The organism is Pseudomonas sp. TH08, assembly GCF_016651275.1.
Lineage (GTDB): Bacteria > Pseudomonadota > Gammaproteobacteria > Pseudomonadales > Pseudomonadaceae > Aquipseudomonas.
Genome location: NZ_JAEKEE010000003.1, coordinates 223,347 through 238,827, shown reverse-complemented (window position 1 = coordinate 238,827; position 15,481 = coordinate 223,347). Strand labels below are relative to the sequence as shown.

Annotated in this window: 21 protein-coding genes; 17 read left to right on the top strand and 4 right to left on the bottom strand. The window is 50.6% G+C overall.

Annotated features, from left to right (window positions below):
* Positions 1-6 precede the first annotated feature (6 nt).
* The 15 genes from JFT91_RS14390 to JFT91_RS14335 all read left to right on the top strand — a co-directional run bounded on the left by JFT91_RS14390 (position 7) and on the right by JFT91_RS14335 (position 8,608).
* Positions 7-252 carry a hypothetical protein gene (locus JFT91_RS14390; protein WP_201232796.1) on the top strand — a complete coding sequence of 82 codons (246 nt, stop codon included), beginning with the start codon at positions 7-9 and terminating at the stop codon, positions 250-252.
* A complete protein-coding gene (locus tag JFT91_RS14385; RefSeq protein WP_201232795.1) occupies positions 249-782 on the top strand; it encodes a hypothetical protein in 534 nt (177 codons plus the stop codon). Before JFT91_RS14390 ends, JFT91_RS14385 begins: the two co-directional genes overlap by 4 nt.
* Before the next feature lie 312 nt (positions 783-1,094).
* Complete coding sequence (locus JFT91_RS14380; protein WP_201232794.1) at positions 1,095-1,790, top strand: transposase; 696 nt, start codon at positions 1,095-1,097, stop codon at positions 1,788-1,790.
* A gap of 98 nt (positions 1,791-1,888) precedes the next feature.
* Positions 1,889-2,236, top strand: a complete 348-nt coding sequence (locus JFT91_RS14375; RefSeq protein ID WP_201232793.1) for an Imm8 family immunity protein — start codon at positions 1,889-1,891, stop codon at positions 2,234-2,236.
* A 119-nt stretch (positions 2,237-2,355) separates the two neighbouring features.
* Positions 2,356-2,463 carry a cytidine deaminase-like fold-containing protein gene (locus tag JFT91_RS30245; RefSeq protein ID WP_518524875.1) on the top strand — a complete coding sequence of 36 codons (108 nt, stop codon included), beginning with the start codon at positions 2,356-2,358 and terminating at the stop codon, positions 2,461-2,463.
* Complete coding sequence (locus tag JFT91_RS30240) at positions 2,464-2,745, top strand: DUF6911 family protein (protein WP_518524870.1); 282 nt, start codon at positions 2,464-2,466, stop codon at positions 2,743-2,745.
* Positions 2,738-2,863 carry a DUF6911 family protein gene (locus JFT91_RS30235; RefSeq protein ID WP_518524874.1) on the top strand — a complete coding sequence of 42 codons (126 nt, stop codon included), beginning with the start codon at positions 2,738-2,740 and terminating at the stop codon, positions 2,861-2,863. The genes JFT91_RS30240 and JFT91_RS30235 overlap by 8 nt, the downstream gene beginning before the upstream one ends.
* A gap of 200 nt (positions 2,864-3,063) precedes the next feature.
* Positions 3,064-3,414 (top strand): hypothetical protein, encoded by a 351-nt coding sequence (locus tag JFT91_RS14370; RefSeq protein WP_201232792.1) that lies wholly within the window; start codon positions 3,064-3,066, stop codon positions 3,412-3,414.
* A gap of 362 nt (positions 3,415-3,776) precedes the next feature.
* A complete protein-coding gene (locus JFT91_RS14365; RefSeq protein WP_201232791.1) occupies positions 3,777-3,983 on the top strand; it encodes a hypothetical protein in 207 nt (68 codons plus the stop codon).
* Positions 3,984-3,992: 9 nt separating this feature from the next.
* Positions 3,993-4,229: a hypothetical protein gene (locus tag JFT91_RS14360; protein ID WP_201232790.1), complete on the top strand. Its 237-nt coding sequence runs from the start codon at positions 3,993-3,995 to the stop codon at positions 4,227-4,229.
* A gap of 251 nt (positions 4,230-4,480) precedes the next feature.
* On the top strand, positions 4,481-4,948 hold the full coding sequence (locus JFT91_RS14355; protein WP_201232789.1) for a DUF6392 family protein: 468 nt from the start codon (positions 4,481-4,483) through the stop codon (positions 4,946-4,948).
* A 557-nt stretch (positions 4,949-5,505) separates the two neighbouring features.
* Positions 5,506-6,039, top strand: coding sequence for a hypothetical protein (locus tag JFT91_RS14350; protein ID WP_201232788.1), 534 nt, complete (start codon positions 5,506-5,508; stop codon positions 6,037-6,039).
* Positions 6,040-6,072: 33 nt separating this feature from the next.
* A complete protein-coding gene (locus JFT91_RS14345; protein ID WP_201232787.1) occupies positions 6,073-6,669 on the top strand; it encodes a hypothetical protein in 597 nt (198 codons plus the stop codon).
* 116 nt (positions 6,670-6,785) lie between these two features.
* Positions 6,786-7,319, top strand: coding sequence for a hypothetical protein (locus JFT91_RS14340; protein ID WP_201232786.1), 534 nt, complete (start codon positions 6,786-6,788; stop codon positions 7,317-7,319).
* A gap of 281 nt (positions 7,320-7,600) precedes the next feature.
* Positions 7,601-8,608 (top strand): glycosyltransferase, encoded by a 1,008-nt coding sequence (locus JFT91_RS14335; RefSeq protein WP_201232785.1) that lies wholly within the window; start codon positions 7,601-7,603, stop codon positions 8,606-8,608.
* 85 nt (positions 8,609-8,693) lie between these two features.
* On the opposite strand, the gene JFT91_RS14330 is transcribed toward JFT91_RS14335, so the two are convergent.
* Together JFT91_RS14330 and JFT91_RS14325 are read right to left on the bottom strand one after the other, a co-directional pair.
* Complete coding sequence (locus JFT91_RS14330) at positions 8,694-9,737, bottom strand: LLM class flavin-dependent oxidoreductase (protein WP_201232784.1); 1,044 nt, start codon at positions 9,735-9,737, stop codon at positions 8,694-8,696.
* A 152-nt stretch (positions 9,738-9,889) separates the two neighbouring features.
* On the bottom strand, positions 9,890-10,375 hold the full coding sequence (locus JFT91_RS14325) for a flavin reductase family protein (protein WP_201232783.1): 486 nt from the start codon (positions 10,373-10,375) through the stop codon (positions 9,890-9,892).
* Positions 10,376-10,700: 325 nt separating this feature from the next.
* Here JFT91_RS14325 and JFT91_RS14320 point away from each other — a divergent pair, with 325 nt between their 5' ends.
* Together JFT91_RS14320 and JFT91_RS14315 are read left to right on the top strand one after the other, a co-directional pair.
* Positions 10,701-12,107: a purine-cytosine permease family protein gene (locus JFT91_RS14320; RefSeq protein ID WP_201232782.1), complete on the top strand. Its 1,407-nt coding sequence runs from the start codon at positions 10,701-10,703 to the stop codon at positions 12,105-12,107.
* A 320-nt stretch (positions 12,108-12,427) separates the two neighbouring features.
* Entirely contained in the window at positions 12,428-13,528 is a 1,101-nt protein-coding gene (locus tag JFT91_RS14315) for a polyamine ABC transporter substrate-binding protein (protein WP_201232781.1), read from the top strand.
* 59 nt (positions 13,529-13,587) lie between these two features.
* Here JFT91_RS14315 and JFT91_RS14310 read toward each other — a convergent pair whose 3' ends face one another.
* Entirely contained in the window at positions 13,588-14,307 is a 720-nt protein-coding gene (locus JFT91_RS14310; RefSeq protein ID WP_201232780.1) for a hypothetical protein, read from the bottom strand.
* Positions 14,308-14,468: 161 nt separating this feature from the next.
* Complete coding sequence (locus JFT91_RS14305) at positions 14,469-15,461, bottom strand: TerC family protein (protein ID WP_201232779.1); 993 nt, start codon at positions 15,459-15,461, stop codon at positions 14,469-14,471.
* Positions 15,462-15,481: the final 20 nt, after the last annotated feature.

Below are 15,481 nucleotides of genomic sequence, written 5' to 3'. Positions count from 1 at the left end.
AACACAATGGAAGACGTCAGAAGTAAATTGGCTATTTCTACAGAATTTAAATCAGGAAATTTGTACAAGGTTGAATTTACCGTGAAACCGGGTGTAGGCGTACGTGAAGGCACCGCGGGTGATATGTGGGATGCCGAGCAAGAGATGCGTCTCCCGGGCGGAGGACACCAGATCAATTTTATGGATAAAACCCCTCGTACAAATCCTGAGTTTTATCACGTTGATGTTGATAGTTTGAGGGCGTTGAAGTGATTGATTTAGTTGCGTGTATAAAAAATAAGGTAGTGCATGCTGATGGATCGGTGTTTGAGAGCTTCTACGATTGGCAGGGGCATAGAACTGATTTTGAAGTTGAAATGGCGCAGGTTAAGTACAGGCGTGTGAGCGAGGCTGTAGAGCTGAGAACATATATAGTTTCTGATAAAGGCTCAGAAATTATATTTTCTGCTGCTGGTATCCCATGCATACTGCCAGATAGGACGGGAGTGCTGGTGGTGTTTGATGAAGAATCATCCGAGCTAGACTCTCCTTACGCACCATGGTTCTTTGTATACCCTCACAATGCTGCGATCTATAATACTGATGGCACGTTGCGTTTTCAGTTACATAATCCTCATGGCAAAGGAAGTTACATAGGCGCTATACATTCAGGTGCGATGCCTGAGCATCCAAATACGTTAGGTGTATTAATCGGTACGGTAGGACATGATCCAGAATGGCTTTATTTGGTTGATCCTGAAACGCCGAAATTGATTCCTACAGGGAAGTGGATTCGTTACTGAATGTCGAGTGAAGCATGAATTGACTTTGATATTCTTCTGGAAAAATAAAATTCTCCCTATTTTACTTTTTGTAAAAGCTTTGTGAGGGAGGCTAGACCGCAGTGAGTACGCTAAAGTGAAAGCCTTAATAGATAAGGTTGTAACGGTTGTAGAGCTGGACAATGGTGTCGTTTTTGAACGCTTTGATGCCTGGAACAAATGGGGGCAGACCACGTTTAATCTAATTGGCTGAAACAATACGTAAAATTTTGCCATCATTTTAGCCTTGCGGCCCGCTAAGCTTTCAGTTCGACCAATTGAAAGGATTCAACGATGCCGCGTAGATCCCGAGTTTTGATACCAGGCGTACCACTGCACTTGATTCAGCGAGGAAACAATAGAACTGCTTGTTTTTTTACCGAGGAAGACTACCTTTTTTATTTGGAGCTTTTGGCCGAACAGGCCTCTAAAAATGATTGCGATATACATGCGTGGTGCTTGATGACTAATCACGTTCATTTGTTAGTAAGTCCTCATAATGCCAACAGCGCAAGCCTGCTGATGAAAGGTGTAGGCCAGAGATACGTCCAATATGTAAATCGTACGTATCGCCGTAGCGGAAGTTTGTGGGAAGGCCGATATCGTTCATGTCTTGTTGAGAGTGAACGCTATTTGTTGTGCTGTTATCGGTACATCGAAATGAATCCAGTCAGAGCGAAAATGGTAGCTCATCCGGCACAATATCGCTGGTCAAGTTACCGTATTAACGCACAATCAGAACACTCACACGTTGTTACCCCTCATGCTCAGTATTTGGCGCTTGGAGGGCAGGGCGGGCAGCCGGCAGATGCTTACCGCGAACTGTTCAAAAATGACTTAGAGTCAGAGTTGGTTGAGCAGATTCGTGACGCGACCAATGGAAATAATATTTTTGGCGATTCAAAATTTGCTGTTGATGTCGAGACAATGATCGGTCGTCGCGTGCAGCGAGGTAGCCCGGGAAGGCCGAAAAAATCGACAATCTCATGAAATGTGGTCTGTCCCCGTTTTCTCCGTTTTCTCCTCGGTAACAGGTCAGCGCGTAAAGTAAGCAATGGCCATCTGAACGTGCCTCAATAGGAGGTATTATGCGTGCTGTTATAAAAGGTATTTCTAGTGATGTTTTTGATGTCGAGACCTACATTCCTGAGAGCGTAGAAAAATTTTTCTTAAGTCTTCGTATTCGGATTGGACTTGATTGTGCACATGGGGCAGATGATTTTGAGCTATTCATCTGCACTCCAAGGTGGCTAGAAGATACAATGTGGGAGCCTCGTTGGGGGAGAGGTTTATTAATTGTTCGAGAATATGATTTTTCGACTATTAAAGGGTTTATTCATGAATGTGTGAGTCGCTGCGAGGGGGACACCTGGGAAGCTATCGTGGTAGAACTAGGGAAGGTATTTTTCTGGGAGTTTGATAATTATAAATCCTAATCAGGATTAGTTGTCTAACACTAGCCATGGCGCGTGTGGTGTTCAGTATTCGTTGCAAGCGAATAATGAGAGAGTAAATGGGGGTGGATCACGTTTAGAAAGCACTCCGAAAACGTGGCCTGTCCCCTTTTTACTCTTTAACCGTAAGCGCTATAGATGATAAAACAGGACTGCCGAAAAACTACTACTGGGAGCCAGGTATGAAGTCCATTAAGGAGAAGAAATAGATGGTAATCGGAGGGTATACGCTTAGTCCTGAGCACGGTAGATTGCAAATCCCTCTTGTTCATCAGCCGACTATGGAGGATGTTAAATCTATTTTATTTGAGTATAGTAAATTCGATGGGGTCGCTTCGTTGTCAATTACCCCTGCACCTGAAGCTGGGCCTTACGAAATTAATCTTTATGCTGATTCTGGAAATTATCTTCTGATGTTAAATCAATACCTAAATGATGGGGGCACGTCGTGCGTACCTTTAATAATACGTCAGCTGGAAAAAACTGATTGACGTTTTGGGGGGTTACTATCAAGAACGTTTAATTACAAGAGATATAGGGGTTGCTGTTTCTTGTTTTCAAGAGTTTTTAAGTTCTGGTGATGTAAGCCCGTTAGTATTAAGTTTTTAGAGTGAAAAGATGCAAATTGAGTAGGGGGTTGTGTGCACAATGATTAGGTAGATCGAAAGTTTGCTCATGAAGGGAGATAAATGGGGACAGACCACGTTTAGAAAGCACTTTGAAACGTGGTCTGTCCCCGTATCCTCGTTCTGTCAATATTTTCGATAATGGTGGTGTAATTCGTCCAACCAAGAAAAAAGGAATCTGAGATGTTGCACGAAGAGCGCGTTACGTATGAAACCCTTAAATCATGGGCGCTGGAGTGCTATTACGAGGGATGCCGAGATCATGCGGTGACGAAGGGATGGCCTCATGAGCAGATCCTGGGTTATGTCGATTATCAATTTGAAAACGTATTTGAACGCCCGGTAGAGAACTTCATGTGGCGGGTAATTTTGGTGGTTCTATCTGGTGGATGGCATCACGATTGGTGTTCCCGCACGCGCCAATTGCTTGAAAAGCAAATAACCAAAAATGGAATTGATAATATTTTGGCCGGAGTGCCTGCCGGTGAATTAGAGTCGTTTCGACATGACCTGAAAATTCTGAAGTTCATCTGAAGGGGTAAAAGGGCTGGGCTGGTAATTTTTAACAGTGCGTTGCCCCCTCCACCCCGCGTGGCGTTAGAGATTAGGGTGGAACTACGAAAACGCTATAGTTGACACCTGTGCAAACTGCAGTGTTACTTGGCGGGAGAAAAAGTGATGTCGCTGGATAGATACTGGCAGGCTGGTTTCGGACGAATGAATAAATGGGGGCAGACCACGTTTAGAAAGCACTCCGAAACCGTGGCCTGTCCCCGTTTTACCTCGAAAGTATCCGGACTACCACTGATGATGTTTCTACTATTGCGAAAAATTTGGGGGTTTTGGAGTTTCGAGTTGAACGGGTTAAAGATCACCTTTTCTTCAAGGAGCATACTATGCGTGATGGAAGTGTAGGTCGTTTTGATCTTGATGCTGGTATCGCAGAAACCTGGTCGAGATTTCAAAGTGGTACTTTTAAGCAGGAAGATATCCAACTGTTCAAGCATGAGTATTTCGAGTCCAGATTCGAGGGTATATTTAGACAGGATTATGGTGTTTCTCATGATAAAACACAGATGCGTTATCCAAGCCCGTTAGAGTGAGAGGTGTACGTGGCTATTTATATAGAGATGGACAAGGTTGTGGAGACTGAAGAGTATGTTGAATACACGTTTGGTCGGGGCAGCTATATAGGTCTGATACGGCTAGATAAAATAAAGGAAACTATAATCGTCATAAAGGAGTGCCCGTTGGATGTAAGCGGAAAGTGGTCGGAGAGAGCGGGCATGAAGCTCGCTCGGCTCTTCGTAAAAGGCGAGTTTCCCGAGAAAACCCAGTGGGCTTCTTGAGAGGGGATAGAAGTGGGTAAATGGGGACAGACCACGTTTAGAAAGCACTCCGAAAGCGTGTTCTGTCCCCGTTTTTCTAAAAATACTCGGGAGCGGGTTCAACAAGATGCGACGGATCTGTGCGGAGCAGTGTGCCGCGACACAAATGCACTGCGAGAAAATCTCAATAACCAAGGATATGACTCAAAACTCGTAGATGAGACAATTCAGAAAACCGTGGATCGAAATCGTGCAGCGGGAGTTATTAAATAATGAAGTTATGGTCTGACTGTGTTCAATCTCTTGGGCAGGATGAGCATGGGCCGGTTGTTATAGATCTCTGGAGGAAAGTTCAAGAACCGCCAACTGTTTCCGAAACGCCGGACAGCTATAATGATCCGGATGGGAAAACAGTATTTTATAAGTTTATAAGATCCGGGTTGGAGTTTGGGTTTTGCTCAGGGAAATTAAATCATATCCATTTTTTTGTGCAGCCTCACGAGGGTTATTCGGCGTACAGTGCAGATGTGCTTGATCGCGTGGCTCAAGCTTGGGTAGGTCAAGATGTCGTGAGAGAATTAGGTCCTGCCGACAAGGGTGGGCCAGCCAAGGTCGATATGTTGATTGGCCTGATTCACCAGTGGAGTAAATATGAGCTACCTACGCATGACTTGCGGATGGAGTTTTCTGAAAATGGTCGATTGTGGAAAGTGACCTTGGTGGCGAAGTCTAAAAGTTGAATTTATGGAGCGAGGGCTGAAAAGGGGGCGGGTTTATTTTTTATGGGAGATAAAGGAGACTGACCACGTTTAAAAGCACCCCGATAACGTGGCGAGGTGTGCTGACGGCATACGATAAGGTTTGGCCTGATGCTGATCTGTACAGATACTATGACGCGAGTAGTGATGCTTGGGAGAATAAATGGGGACAGACCACGTTTAGAAAGTACTCCGAAAACGTGGTCTGTCCCCGTTTTCCCCTGAAGTTGCAGGCCGTAATTTATTGTCTTCCAGAACTACTCTCCAGCGAGAATTTGCTCTGGTGTTCGTCGGTCATGCAGAGAAGGTTTTGCAGGTTAGAAATACTCTTGTTTCTGCTGGTATGACTTGTGAGATTAACCCTGATTTTTGCTGGTTATGAAAGTCAGAGAATACTTGGTGTAGAATATTAGTTTGATGAGTATGCTGCTACATTTTGAGATGATGTTGAGAGGGTAAATAGATACTGACCACGTTAAGAAAATACTCCGAAAACGTGGTCTTTCCCCTTTTTCTCTGAAGTCGGTGAGCTCGCTAGAATGAACGATTTAATTTGTGAAGTTCTGTTAACGGACGAATATGAAGGTGGGCACACATTTCATGAGTTTATTCGTTGGGATGGCGTGTGTACGAGCTTTGAAGAACGAAAAAGAAATATGATTTACGCTCAAGAGCACAAAGTGATCAGTGTGCGACAGGCTTTGGTTTTAGATAGTGGTGTTGAAGTTGAAATGCCCATAAATGAGTCGATTATTATTCTGCCGGATAGAACCGGTGTTCTGGTGGTGTTTGGTCAGGAGCCTTACAAGCTTAGTAGTCGCGAAACCCCATGGTTTTTCGGGTATCCTAACAATGCAGCGATTTATAATGCGGATGGTACTTTACGTTTTCAGTTGCATAATCCTTATGGAGAGAACAGCTACATAGGTGACATACATTCCGGCGCAATGCCCGAACATCCAAATGCGCTAGGTGTTTTGATCGGTACGGTAGGGCATGAGCCAGAATGGCTTTATTTGGTTGATCCTGATGCTTCGGAACTAATTTCTACAGGGAAGTGGATTCGCTATTGAATATCGAGTGGAAGTGGGCTGGTTTTTTGATGAATGTGTCTGAAAATAAATCCGTCCCATTTTTTTCGCCGTTTTTTACAGTTTGAAGTCGATGAAATGATTGATCTTGTAGAATGTATAAGGACTGAGGTGGTGCATGCTGATGGAACAGTTTTTGAGCGCTATTGTGATTGGCAGGGCGGGAGAACCGCTTTTGAAGTCGAAATGGCGCAAGTTAAACATGTGGATGTGAGTGAGGTTGTAGAGAAAAAAACCTATATAGTTTTAGATAGTGGTTCAGAGGTTGTATTTTTCGCTGCTGGTATCCCATACATATTGCCTGATAGGACTGGGGTACTGGTGGTGTTTAAGGAAAAGCCGCACAGGTTTAGCTCTGCTGAAGCACCTTGGTTTTTTGTGTGCCCTCACAATGCTGCTATCTTCAACGGTGATGGAACATTGCGTTTTCAGTTGTACAACCCCGATGGAAAAGGCAGTTACATAGGCGCTATACACACAGGTGCGATGCCCGAGCATCCAGATACGTTAGGTGTATTAATCGGTACGGTAGGACATGATCCAGAATGGCTTTATTTGGTTGATCCTGAAACGCCGAAATTGATTCCTACAGGGAAGTGGATTCGTTACTGAATGTCGAGTGAAGCATGAATTGACTTTGATATTCTTCTGAAAAAATAAAACTCTCCCTATTTTACTTTTTTGTAAAAGCTTTGTGAGGGAGGCTAGACCGCAGTGAGTACGCTAAAGTGAAAGCCTTAATAGATAAGGTTGTAACGGTTGTAGAGCTGGACAATGGTGTCGTTTTTGAACGCTTTGATGCTTGGGATGGAGGAGGCACTAGTTTTGAAGATATAAAACAATATATTCACGATTCAAAAGGACGTTGTGTAGTAAGGCGTCGGCAGTATTTGGTGCTGGATAATGGTGTGGAGGTTGATGTTTCAATACAAGAGGTGCTAAATATATTGCCAGATAGAACCGGGGTTTTTGTGGTTTTTGAAAAAGAGCCTTACAACTTTAGTGGTTCAGAGAATTCTTGGTTTTTCGGATATCCGAGCAATGCAGCGATTTTTAATGCGGATGGTACTTTGCGATTTCAGATGCACAATCCTTATGGCGAAAACAGTTACATAGGCGCTATACATTCAGGCGCAATGCCCGATCATCCAGATACGCTAGGTGTTTTGATCGGTACGGTATGGCATGAGCCAGAATGGCTTTATTTGGTTGATCCGAATGCGCCGAAATTAATTCCTACAGGAAAGTGGATCCGTTATTAAAAGTTAGGTGCGATTCACACCAGTCGGTATTTTACAACATGACCGGCACGTCGTTTATCGCTCGTCATTTATACGTAAACAGTGACTTCGGCAACGAAATGTCGCAGTAACGCTACTCGCGCTCTTTGACGCCCCAACGGTGACCATTTATGATGCGCCATCATTTTGGCATCGCTTTGCCGTGGGTCGTTTAAACGTGCCTTCCTGCGTTCTCCGCACGTCAACCTTGCCTCAATAATTCCCGTTATCGGCCTACGCCGTCATTTCAGGTGCTCAACAACGTGTCTGTTCCGAAAATCTCCGTCGTCATTCCCACGTACAACGTTGAGTCCTACATCGCTGAAACGCTCGATTCGCTGATCAACCAGCCCGTGCCGTTGCATGAAATCATCCTGATCAACGACGGCTCGACCGACGGCACACTTGGCGTCATTGAGGAAGGCTTTGGTCATCGTGCGGAAGTCAAAGTGGTGACCCAGGATAATCAGGGTGTGGGTGCAGCACGGCGCAACGGCCTGGCGCTGGCGAGCGGGGAGTATGTGTTCTTCTGCGATCCGGACGATGTCGTCAGCCCTGAGCTGTTCAGTACGTTGGTGGAGCAGGTTCAGGCCAACGCGGCGCTGGAGTTGTTCTATTTTTCCAAGCGTTCGTACACTGAAGTGGACGGCCAGAAGCAATTCTTGCGACGTAACACCGCTGCCAGTCGCAATGGCTGGTTCGATGCCGGACGCGAGTTGCTGGAGGACCTGATTCTGTCCGGCAAGTATCACGCGGCGACGTGGCAATACATTTTCAAGCGTTCGGTGTGCGAGCGTTTCGCGGTGCGGCTGGAAGGGCGCGCTCACGAAGATCATGTGTTCAGCATGAACATTTATCTGCACAGCCAAGCCACGTTTGCCACCGCGGCGGACTATTACTTTCAACGGGTCAGGAGCGGCTCGCTGACGCAAAGCCATAAGGATGTCGAGTACGTGATGGGCAGTTATGCCGCGTATCGCGACACCTTGGCAGCGTTGAAGAAACATGTCGGCTCGTTCAATGCCGGACGTGAAGTGGCGTTGAATTTCATGGAGCGCAATGTCGATGCACTGATCACCAAGTGCATCAAGTACGGTGTGCCGTTGCCGCAGCAGATCACTTCGATGACTCGACAAGACAGCCGTGATTGCGGGGTGGTGGTGCATCCTCGCTGGACATTGCTGTTTCCGCGCATTGCTCATGGGGTGCGCAAATTGCGTTTCACGTTGAAGCAGCTGCGCAGGAGTCGAAAAGGCTCCGTTCAGGGTTAGTTTTTCACTCGCTGACAAGTGCAAAAAGGGGCGAATTCATATCGATGAATTCGCCCCTTTTTATTGCGCCTCAAGTACACGGTTTTCAGCGAAACGCCGGCACCACGTGCTTGATAAACAGCTCCAGCGATTTCTTCTTCTCTTCATGCGGCAAGCTGTTATCACACCAGAAACTGAACTCATCCACTCCGAGTTCCTGGTAGTACTTGATGCGCGGGATGATTTCTTCCGGCGTACCGATCATCGCCGTCTTGTGCAGGCTTTCCAGTTCAAACTCCGGACGCCCGGCAAACTTCTCTTCCGGGCTCGGCGCGAGGAAGCCGTTGACCGGCGTCTCCTTGTTACCAAACCACGCATCGAACGTGCGGTAGAAACGGGAGATGGCTTTCGCGCCGATTTTCCAGCCCTCCGGGTCATCTGCGGTGTGTACGTGAGTGTGGCGCAGCACCATCAACTGCGGGCGCGGCACGTCCGGGTTGTTGTCCAGCGCGGTCTGGAACTTGTTCTTCAGATCGAGAACTTCTTCGTCGCCCTTCATCAGCGGCGTAACCATCACGTTGCAGCCGTTGGCCACCGCGAAGTTGTGCGAATCCGGGTCGCGGGCGGCGATCCACATCGGCGGGTTGGGCTTCTGGATCGGTTTCGGCACGCTGGTGGAAGTGGGGAATTTCCAGATATCGCCGTCGTGGGCGTAGTCGCCTTGCCACAGGGCGCGGACCACCGGAACCATCTCGCGTAGCGCCTGGCCGCCGGATGAGGCAGGCATGCCGCCGGCCATGCGATCGAATTCAACCTGATAGGCGCCACGAGCCAGGCCGACTTCCATGCGGCCGTTGCTGATGACGTCGAGCAACGCGCATTCACCGGCGACCCGCAACGGGTGCCAGAACGGCGCAATGATGGTGCCGGCGCCGAGGTGGATGGTCGTGGTTTTCGCCGCGAGGTAGGCCAGCAGCGGCATCGGGCTCGGCGAGATGGTGTATTCCATGGCGTGGTGTTCGCCGATCCACACGGTGCTGAAACCGCCGGCCTCGGCCATCAGGGTCAGTTCGGTCAAGTCTTCGAACAGTTGGCGGTGGCTGACGCTTTCGTCCCAGCGTTCCATGTGTACGAACAGGGAAAATTTCATGACGCTACCTCGGATCTTTTGTTGTTGAGGCTACAAAACTTGTAGGAGCGAGCCTGCTCGCGATGGCGGTGTGTCAGAAAACACATCGACATCGGATAAATCGCTATCGCGAGCAGGCTCACTCCTACAGTTGATTTGTGCGGATCTGACGATCAGGCCACAACGGGCAGGGCGCCCATTTTGCCGTGGCAGTAAACCAGTGGCCCGGCGATCTGTTCGGGAACGATGAGGTTCTTCACGGCGCCGACCATGATCGCGTGGTCGCCCCCTTCATATTCGCGCCACAACTCGCACTCGATCACCGCCGTTGCATTGGCCAGGATCGGGTTGCCCAGCTCGCTCAATGTCCACTCGATGCCTTGCGCCTTGTCCTTGCCTTTACGGGCGAAAGCGTAGGCTTCGCTTTGCTGGCCGCCGGACAAAACATGAATGGCAAAACGTTTGTTCTTGATTAAAACCGGATAGGAATCGGAGCTGTAGTTGGGGCAGAACAACACCAACGCCGGCTCCATCGATAGCGAGCTGAAGGCGCTGGCGGTCAGGCCGACGATCTGACCGTCGTCGTCCAGCGTGGTGATAACAGTGACGCCAGACGGGAACGAGCCCATGACTTGTTTGTAGATGGCGGCATCGATCATTGGGTGGTCCTCGGGTGTTTTGACTCGGTTTTTTATTTGTTTGCAGGTCTGATGGTATACCGTAATACCTTCTTTGCAAGGCCTTTTTAGGTGAACCGATAAACGTGCCACTTTCGTGAGAAACGCAATGTTTACGGGGCTTTTGTCTAGTCAGAAGAGGGTAGGTTCAGCGAGGATAGCGGTTCAGATAGCGTGCAAATCAGCGGATCAGTCTTGTGCAAATTTTGGAATACCATAATATGGCTGGCATCTGAGGGGCGGCCAGAGAGTCCCCCCGGTTTGGCTTCATACAACGATAAGAACAGACAAACTCGAGTTCATGCATATGTCCCAGATGTCCCGGCAAGATCCGTTGATCGAGAATCACACGGTCGACTACGTCCCACTCGCGGAACGCCACGGGAAGGCCCGCGACCTTTTCACCCTATGGTTCAGCACCAACATTGCGCCACTGCCCATCGTCACCGGCGCCATGGTGGTTCAGGTGTTCCATCTCGATTTGTTCTGGGGGCTGCTGGCGATTGCGCTGGGGCACATGATCGGCGGCGTGGTGATTGCGCTGGCCTCGGCGCAAGGTCCGCGCATGGGCATTCCGCAAATGGTCCAGAGTCGCGGTCAGTTCGGCCGTTATGGTGCGCTGCTGATCGTGTTCTTCGCGGCGCTTATCTACATCGGTTTCTTCATTTCCAACATTGTGCTTGCCGGTAAGTCCATTGTCGGCATCGCGCCGTCAGTGCCGGCGCCGCTGAGCATTCTGGTCGGTGCGTTGGCAGCCACCGCGATTGGTGTGATCGGCTACAACTTCATTCACACGCTGAACCGCATCGGCACCTGGGTGATGGGCAGCGCGTTGCTGGCCGGGTTCATCTATATCTTCAGCCATGACTTGCCGGCGGACTTCCTCACGCGCGGCAGCTTCAATCTGTCGGGCTGGTTGGCGACGGTGTCGCTGGGGATCATCTGGCAGATCAGCTTCTCGCCGTACGTTTCTGACTATTCGCGCTACTTGCCGGCGGATATCGGCATCGCCAAGCCGTTCTGGGCCACGTATCTCGGGGCGACGCTGGGCACGATTCTGTCGTTCAGCTTCGGCGCCGTTGCGGTGCTGGCGACCCCGGAAGGCACCGAGGCGATGGTCGCGGTCAAGCAGTCGACCGGGTGGTTGGGGCCGATTCTGATGGTGCTGTTTCTGCTCAATATCATCAGCCACAACGCGCTCAATCTGTACGGCGCGGTGCTGTCGATCATCACCTCGATCCAGACTTTTGCCAGTCAATGGACGCCGAGCATCAAAGTGCGCGTGGTGTTGTCGAGCGTGGTGTTGGCGGGTTGCTGCTTGGTGGCGCTTGGAGCTTCGGCGGATTTCATTTCCCAATTCATCGGGCTGATTCTGGCGCTGTTGCTGGTGCTGGTGCCGTGGGCGTCGATCAACCTGATCGATTTCTACCTGATCAAGCGCGGTTGCTACGACATTGCCTCGATCTTCCAGGCTGACGGTGGCATTTATGGTCGTTTCAATCTGCACGCGATCGTTGCCTACTTCATCGGCATCATCGTGCAGTTGCCGTTCGCCAACACCTCGTTGTATGTCGGGCCTTACGCCAACCTGGTCGATGGTGCGGACTTGTCTTGGCTGGTTGGTCTGGTGGTTACTGTGCCGCTGTATTACTGCCTGGCGACACGTGGCCAGGCTCAACAGAGCAGGGTGGCAAAACTGGGCTACACAGACTAAGTCCCACCGCAGCCAAAACTGTGGCGAGGGGATTTATCCCCGATCGGCTGCGAAGCAGTCGTCAAATCAGCGAATGCGTTTCTCCCCAGGATTGAACGGGGGGGGCGCTTCGCAGCCCATCGGGGATAAATCCCCTCACTACTATTGGCCACATCGATCCCCTTTTGGCCCATCCCCCACTGTGATCCGTCTACGCTGTCGGCAAGAATCAAAGCCACAACTAGACGCTGGACCTTTTTTACCCCGGCTACCTTTACAGCCGCTGCCGTGTACAGAACATAAAAACCATCGAACTCACGCCGCATTCTGGGGATACAACCATGGTCACGATGAAACGCATTCTGGGTGCCACCGTGTGTGGGCTGACGCTGCTGGCCAGCGCCGTCCAGGCCGAGCAACGCGAACTGCGGGTTTATAACTGGGCCGACTACATTCTGCCGGCCGTACCCAAGGACTTCGCAGCAAAAAGCGGCATCAAAGTGACCTGGGACACCTTCGACACCAATGAATCCCTGGAAGCCAAACTGCTCACCGGTAACTCCGGCTACGACCTCGTTGTGCCGTCGAACCAGTTCCTCGACACGCAGATCAAGGCCGGCGTGTTCCAGAAACTCGACAAGTCGAAGCTGCCGAACTGGAGTCACCAGGACCCGGCGCTGTTGAAACTGCTGGACAAGAACGACCCCGGCAACCAGTACGGCGTGCCTTACATGGTCGGCACGGTGCTGATCGGCTTCAACCCGGCCAAGGTCAAGGCTGCCCTGGGCGACAACGCGCCGGTGGACAGTTGGGATCTGGTGTTCAAACCGGAGAACATGGAAAAGCTCAAATCCTGCGGCGTGGCGATGCTCGATTCGCCCTCGGAAATCCTGCCGCTGGCCTTGCATTATCTCGGCCTCGACCCGAACAGTCAGAACCCCACCGACTATGAAAAGGCCAAGGAGTTGATGCTCAAGGTTCGCCCCTACGTGACCTACTTCAACTCGGCCAAGTACATGACCGACATCGCCAACGGCGACATCTGCGTGGCCATCGGTTACTCCGGCAGTTTCTACCAGTTCGGCAATCGCGCCAAAGAGGCGGGCAATGGCGTGGTGGTCGACTGGCGCTTGCCGAAGGAAGGCGCGCCGATCTGGTTCGACACTTTTGCCATTCCGAAGAGCGCAAAAAACGTCGAAGAGGCCCACGAGTTCCTCAACACCTTGCTTGATCCGAAAGTCATCGCACCGATCAGTGATTTCCTCGGCTACCCGAACGCGAACAAGGATTCGATGGCGCTGATCAACAAAGAGATCACCGACAACCCGAACCTGACGCCAACGCCAGAAGCCCTGAAAACCCTCTACGTGGTCCAGCCGTTGCCGCAAAAACTCGAACGCGTACGCACCCGCGTCTGGACCAGCATCAAATCCGATAAATAGAGGCTCGGTCCTGCATGGGCAATCGCGGTTGCCCATGCGCAGGAGCATCTGGCGGTGATTCAGATTCTTTGCATCTGCCAGATGTGATTGACCGATTGGTAGTCCTGCAAAAGCGAGCGTTCAAGGAAACCGATCAGTTCGTCCCGACCATTCCAGATCACCATCAGATGTAAGTTGGGATCGTAGTAATAAAGTTGCCCGTTAGATCCGAACAACCATGAGCTTTTAGTGCTGACAATGGCGATGGCATGAGAGGCGGTGGTTTTGGCTTTCACACCGAGCAAGTAATAACGAGGTGTGTCCTCGAGTTTTCTAAGCTCTGTAGTCAGCGTGCCCAGGGTGGCGGGAGTTTTCTCATCGATAACCTTCAATCGACGTAGCTCCTGCAGTTTGACCTTGTCCGTGGTTTTGTTGGCGAGTGACTCAGTGATTGGCTTCTGCTGCCGAAGAAAATTCACCTCTTCGGCCGCATAGGTGGTGGCCATGATCTTGTAGGCTGAAAGGTCTCTTTTTATCGGTTCAATATCCTGCTCTTCCGGTGGTAACCGCTTAAGGGCGTCTGTACGCTCAGTGATACTTTGTCCGAATTGATCGATTTCCTGCTTTTTTCTCAAGCGTTGTGCTTGCTCATCCTTCAGTTGCTGCAGCAGCGCGCTACTGCTCAGAACCGCTTGCTCCTTGAGATGCCGGACATAAAACGCGCTTTTTCTTCGGCCAGTGAAGCTTGCTGGCACCACTGTATTGCCGTCTCGGGACTGTCCATCATTTGGGTGAGCCATTCCGAGGTCAACGATAAACAGATGTCAGGTTGGTAGGTATTGGCCGGATGCTTTTTCATGTTTTCAACTTCCCTGTGCTTGAGCACGATAAGCAAACATGTCGGGGGAACAGGAGCGTTTAACTGTAGCTCACTGCCAATACGCCGATGCTTCATGCCTGATCATTTCTGGTTTTGTCGGGCGTCGTTGGTGTTATCGCCGTCCTTGCTGATAAACAAACTCAGTAGCACCGACCCCAGAATCACCCCACCCACCACCGCCAATGACCATTCCACCGGCAGGTGAAACCACGGCATCGCCACCATTTTTCCGCCGATGAATACCAGCACAATCGCCAGGCCGTACTTGAGCAAGTGAAAGCGTTCAGCCATGTCCGCCAGCAGGAAGTACAGCGCCCGCAGGCCCATGATCGCGAAGATGTTCGAGGTGAAGATGATGAACGGGTCAGTGGTCACGGCGAAGATCGCCGGGATGCTGTCGACCGCAAACATCAAGTCACTGGCCTCGATCAACACCAACACCAGAAACATCGGCGTCGCCCAGCGTACGCCGTTTTGCAGGATGAAAAACCGCTCGCCATGGAAGCCGCTGGTAATGCGCAAGTGCCCGCGCACCCAGCGCAGCAACGGGTTGTTGGCGAGGTCCGGTTGTTGCTCGGCGAATACCAGCATCTTGATTCCGGTGATGACCAGGAACACGCCGAAGGCATACAGCAACCACTCGAACTGCGACACCAGCCACACGCCGGCGAAAATCATCGCCGCGCGCATCACGATCGCCCCGAGCACGCCGTACAGCAGCACCCGTCGCTGCAACTCCGGCGGTACGGCGAAGTAGCCAAAGATCATCACGAAGATGAACATGTTATCGATCGACAGTGATTGCTCGATCAGATAACCGGTGAGAAATTCCAGGGTTTTCTGCCGGGCGATGTCGGCGCCGAACGTGCCATTCAGGTACCACCAGAGCAGGGCGGCGAAACTCAACGCCAGCAAGCACCAGGCAATGACCCAGGACAAGGCTTCGCGCACTGACACCCGATGCGCCTTGCGCCCCCCGAACACAAACAGATCCAATGCCAGCATGGCCAGAACGAAGACGATGAAGGCGCCCCACATCCAGGGTTCGCCGATATTGATGACGTGGGCTGACATTGCACGCTCCTGATCTTTTA

Bases quoted from the DNA above. Each gene is read 5' to 3' on its own strand.
- JFT91_RS14330 (WP_201232784.1), bottom strand. From the start codon at position 9,737: ATGAAATTTTCCCTGTTCGTACACATGGAACGCTGGGACGAAAGCGTC.
- JFT91_RS14310 (WP_201232780.1), bottom strand. From the start codon at position 14,307: ATGGCTCACCCAAATGATGGACAGTCCCGAGACGGCAATACAGTGGTG.
- JFT91_RS14365 (WP_201232791.1), top strand. From the start codon at position 3,777: ATGCGTGATGGAAGTGTAGGTCGTTTTGATCTTGATGCTGGTATCGCA.
- JFT91_RS14355 (WP_201232789.1), top strand. From the start codon at position 4,481: ATGAAGTTATGGTCTGACTGTGTTCAATCTCTTGGGCAGGATGAGCAT.
- JFT91_RS14305 (WP_201232779.1), bottom strand. From the start codon at position 15,461: ATGTCAGCCCACGTCATCAATATCGGCGAACCCTGGATGTGGGGCGCC.
- JFT91_RS14375 (WP_201232793.1), top strand. From the start codon at position 1,889: ATGCGTGCTGTTATAAAAGGTATTTCTAGTGATGTTTTTGATGTCGAG.
- JFT91_RS30240 (WP_518524870.1), top strand. From the start codon at position 2,464: ATGGTAATCGGAGGGTATACGCTTAGTCCTGAGCACGGTAGATTGCAA.
- JFT91_RS14390 (WP_201232796.1), top strand. From the start codon at position 7: ATGGAAGACGTCAGAAGTAAATTGGCTATTTCTACAGAATTTAAATCA.
- JFT91_RS14325 (WP_201232783.1), bottom strand. From the start codon at position 10,375: ATGATCGATGCCGCCATCTACAAACAAGTCATGGGCTCGTTCCCGTCT.
- JFT91_RS14320 (WP_201232782.1), top strand. From the start codon at position 10,701: ATGTCCCAGATGTCCCGGCAAGATCCGTTGATCGAGAATCACACGGTC.
- JFT91_RS14350 (WP_201232788.1), top strand. From the start codon at position 5,506: ATGAACGATTTAATTTGTGAAGTTCTGTTAACGGACGAATATGAAGGT.
- JFT91_RS14315 (WP_201232781.1), top strand. From the start codon at position 12,428: ATGGTCACGATGAAACGCATTCTGGGTGCCACCGTGTGTGGGCTGACG.
- JFT91_RS14345 (WP_201232787.1), top strand. From the start codon at position 6,073: ATGTGTCTGAAAATAAATCCGTCCCATTTTTTTCGCCGTTTTTTACAG.
- JFT91_RS14380 (WP_201232794.1), top strand. From the start codon at position 1,095: ATGCCGCGTAGATCCCGAGTTTTGATACCAGGCGTACCACTGCACTTG.
- JFT91_RS14370 (WP_201232792.1), top strand. From the start codon at position 3,064: ATGTTGCACGAAGAGCGCGTTACGTATGAAACCCTTAAATCATGGGCG.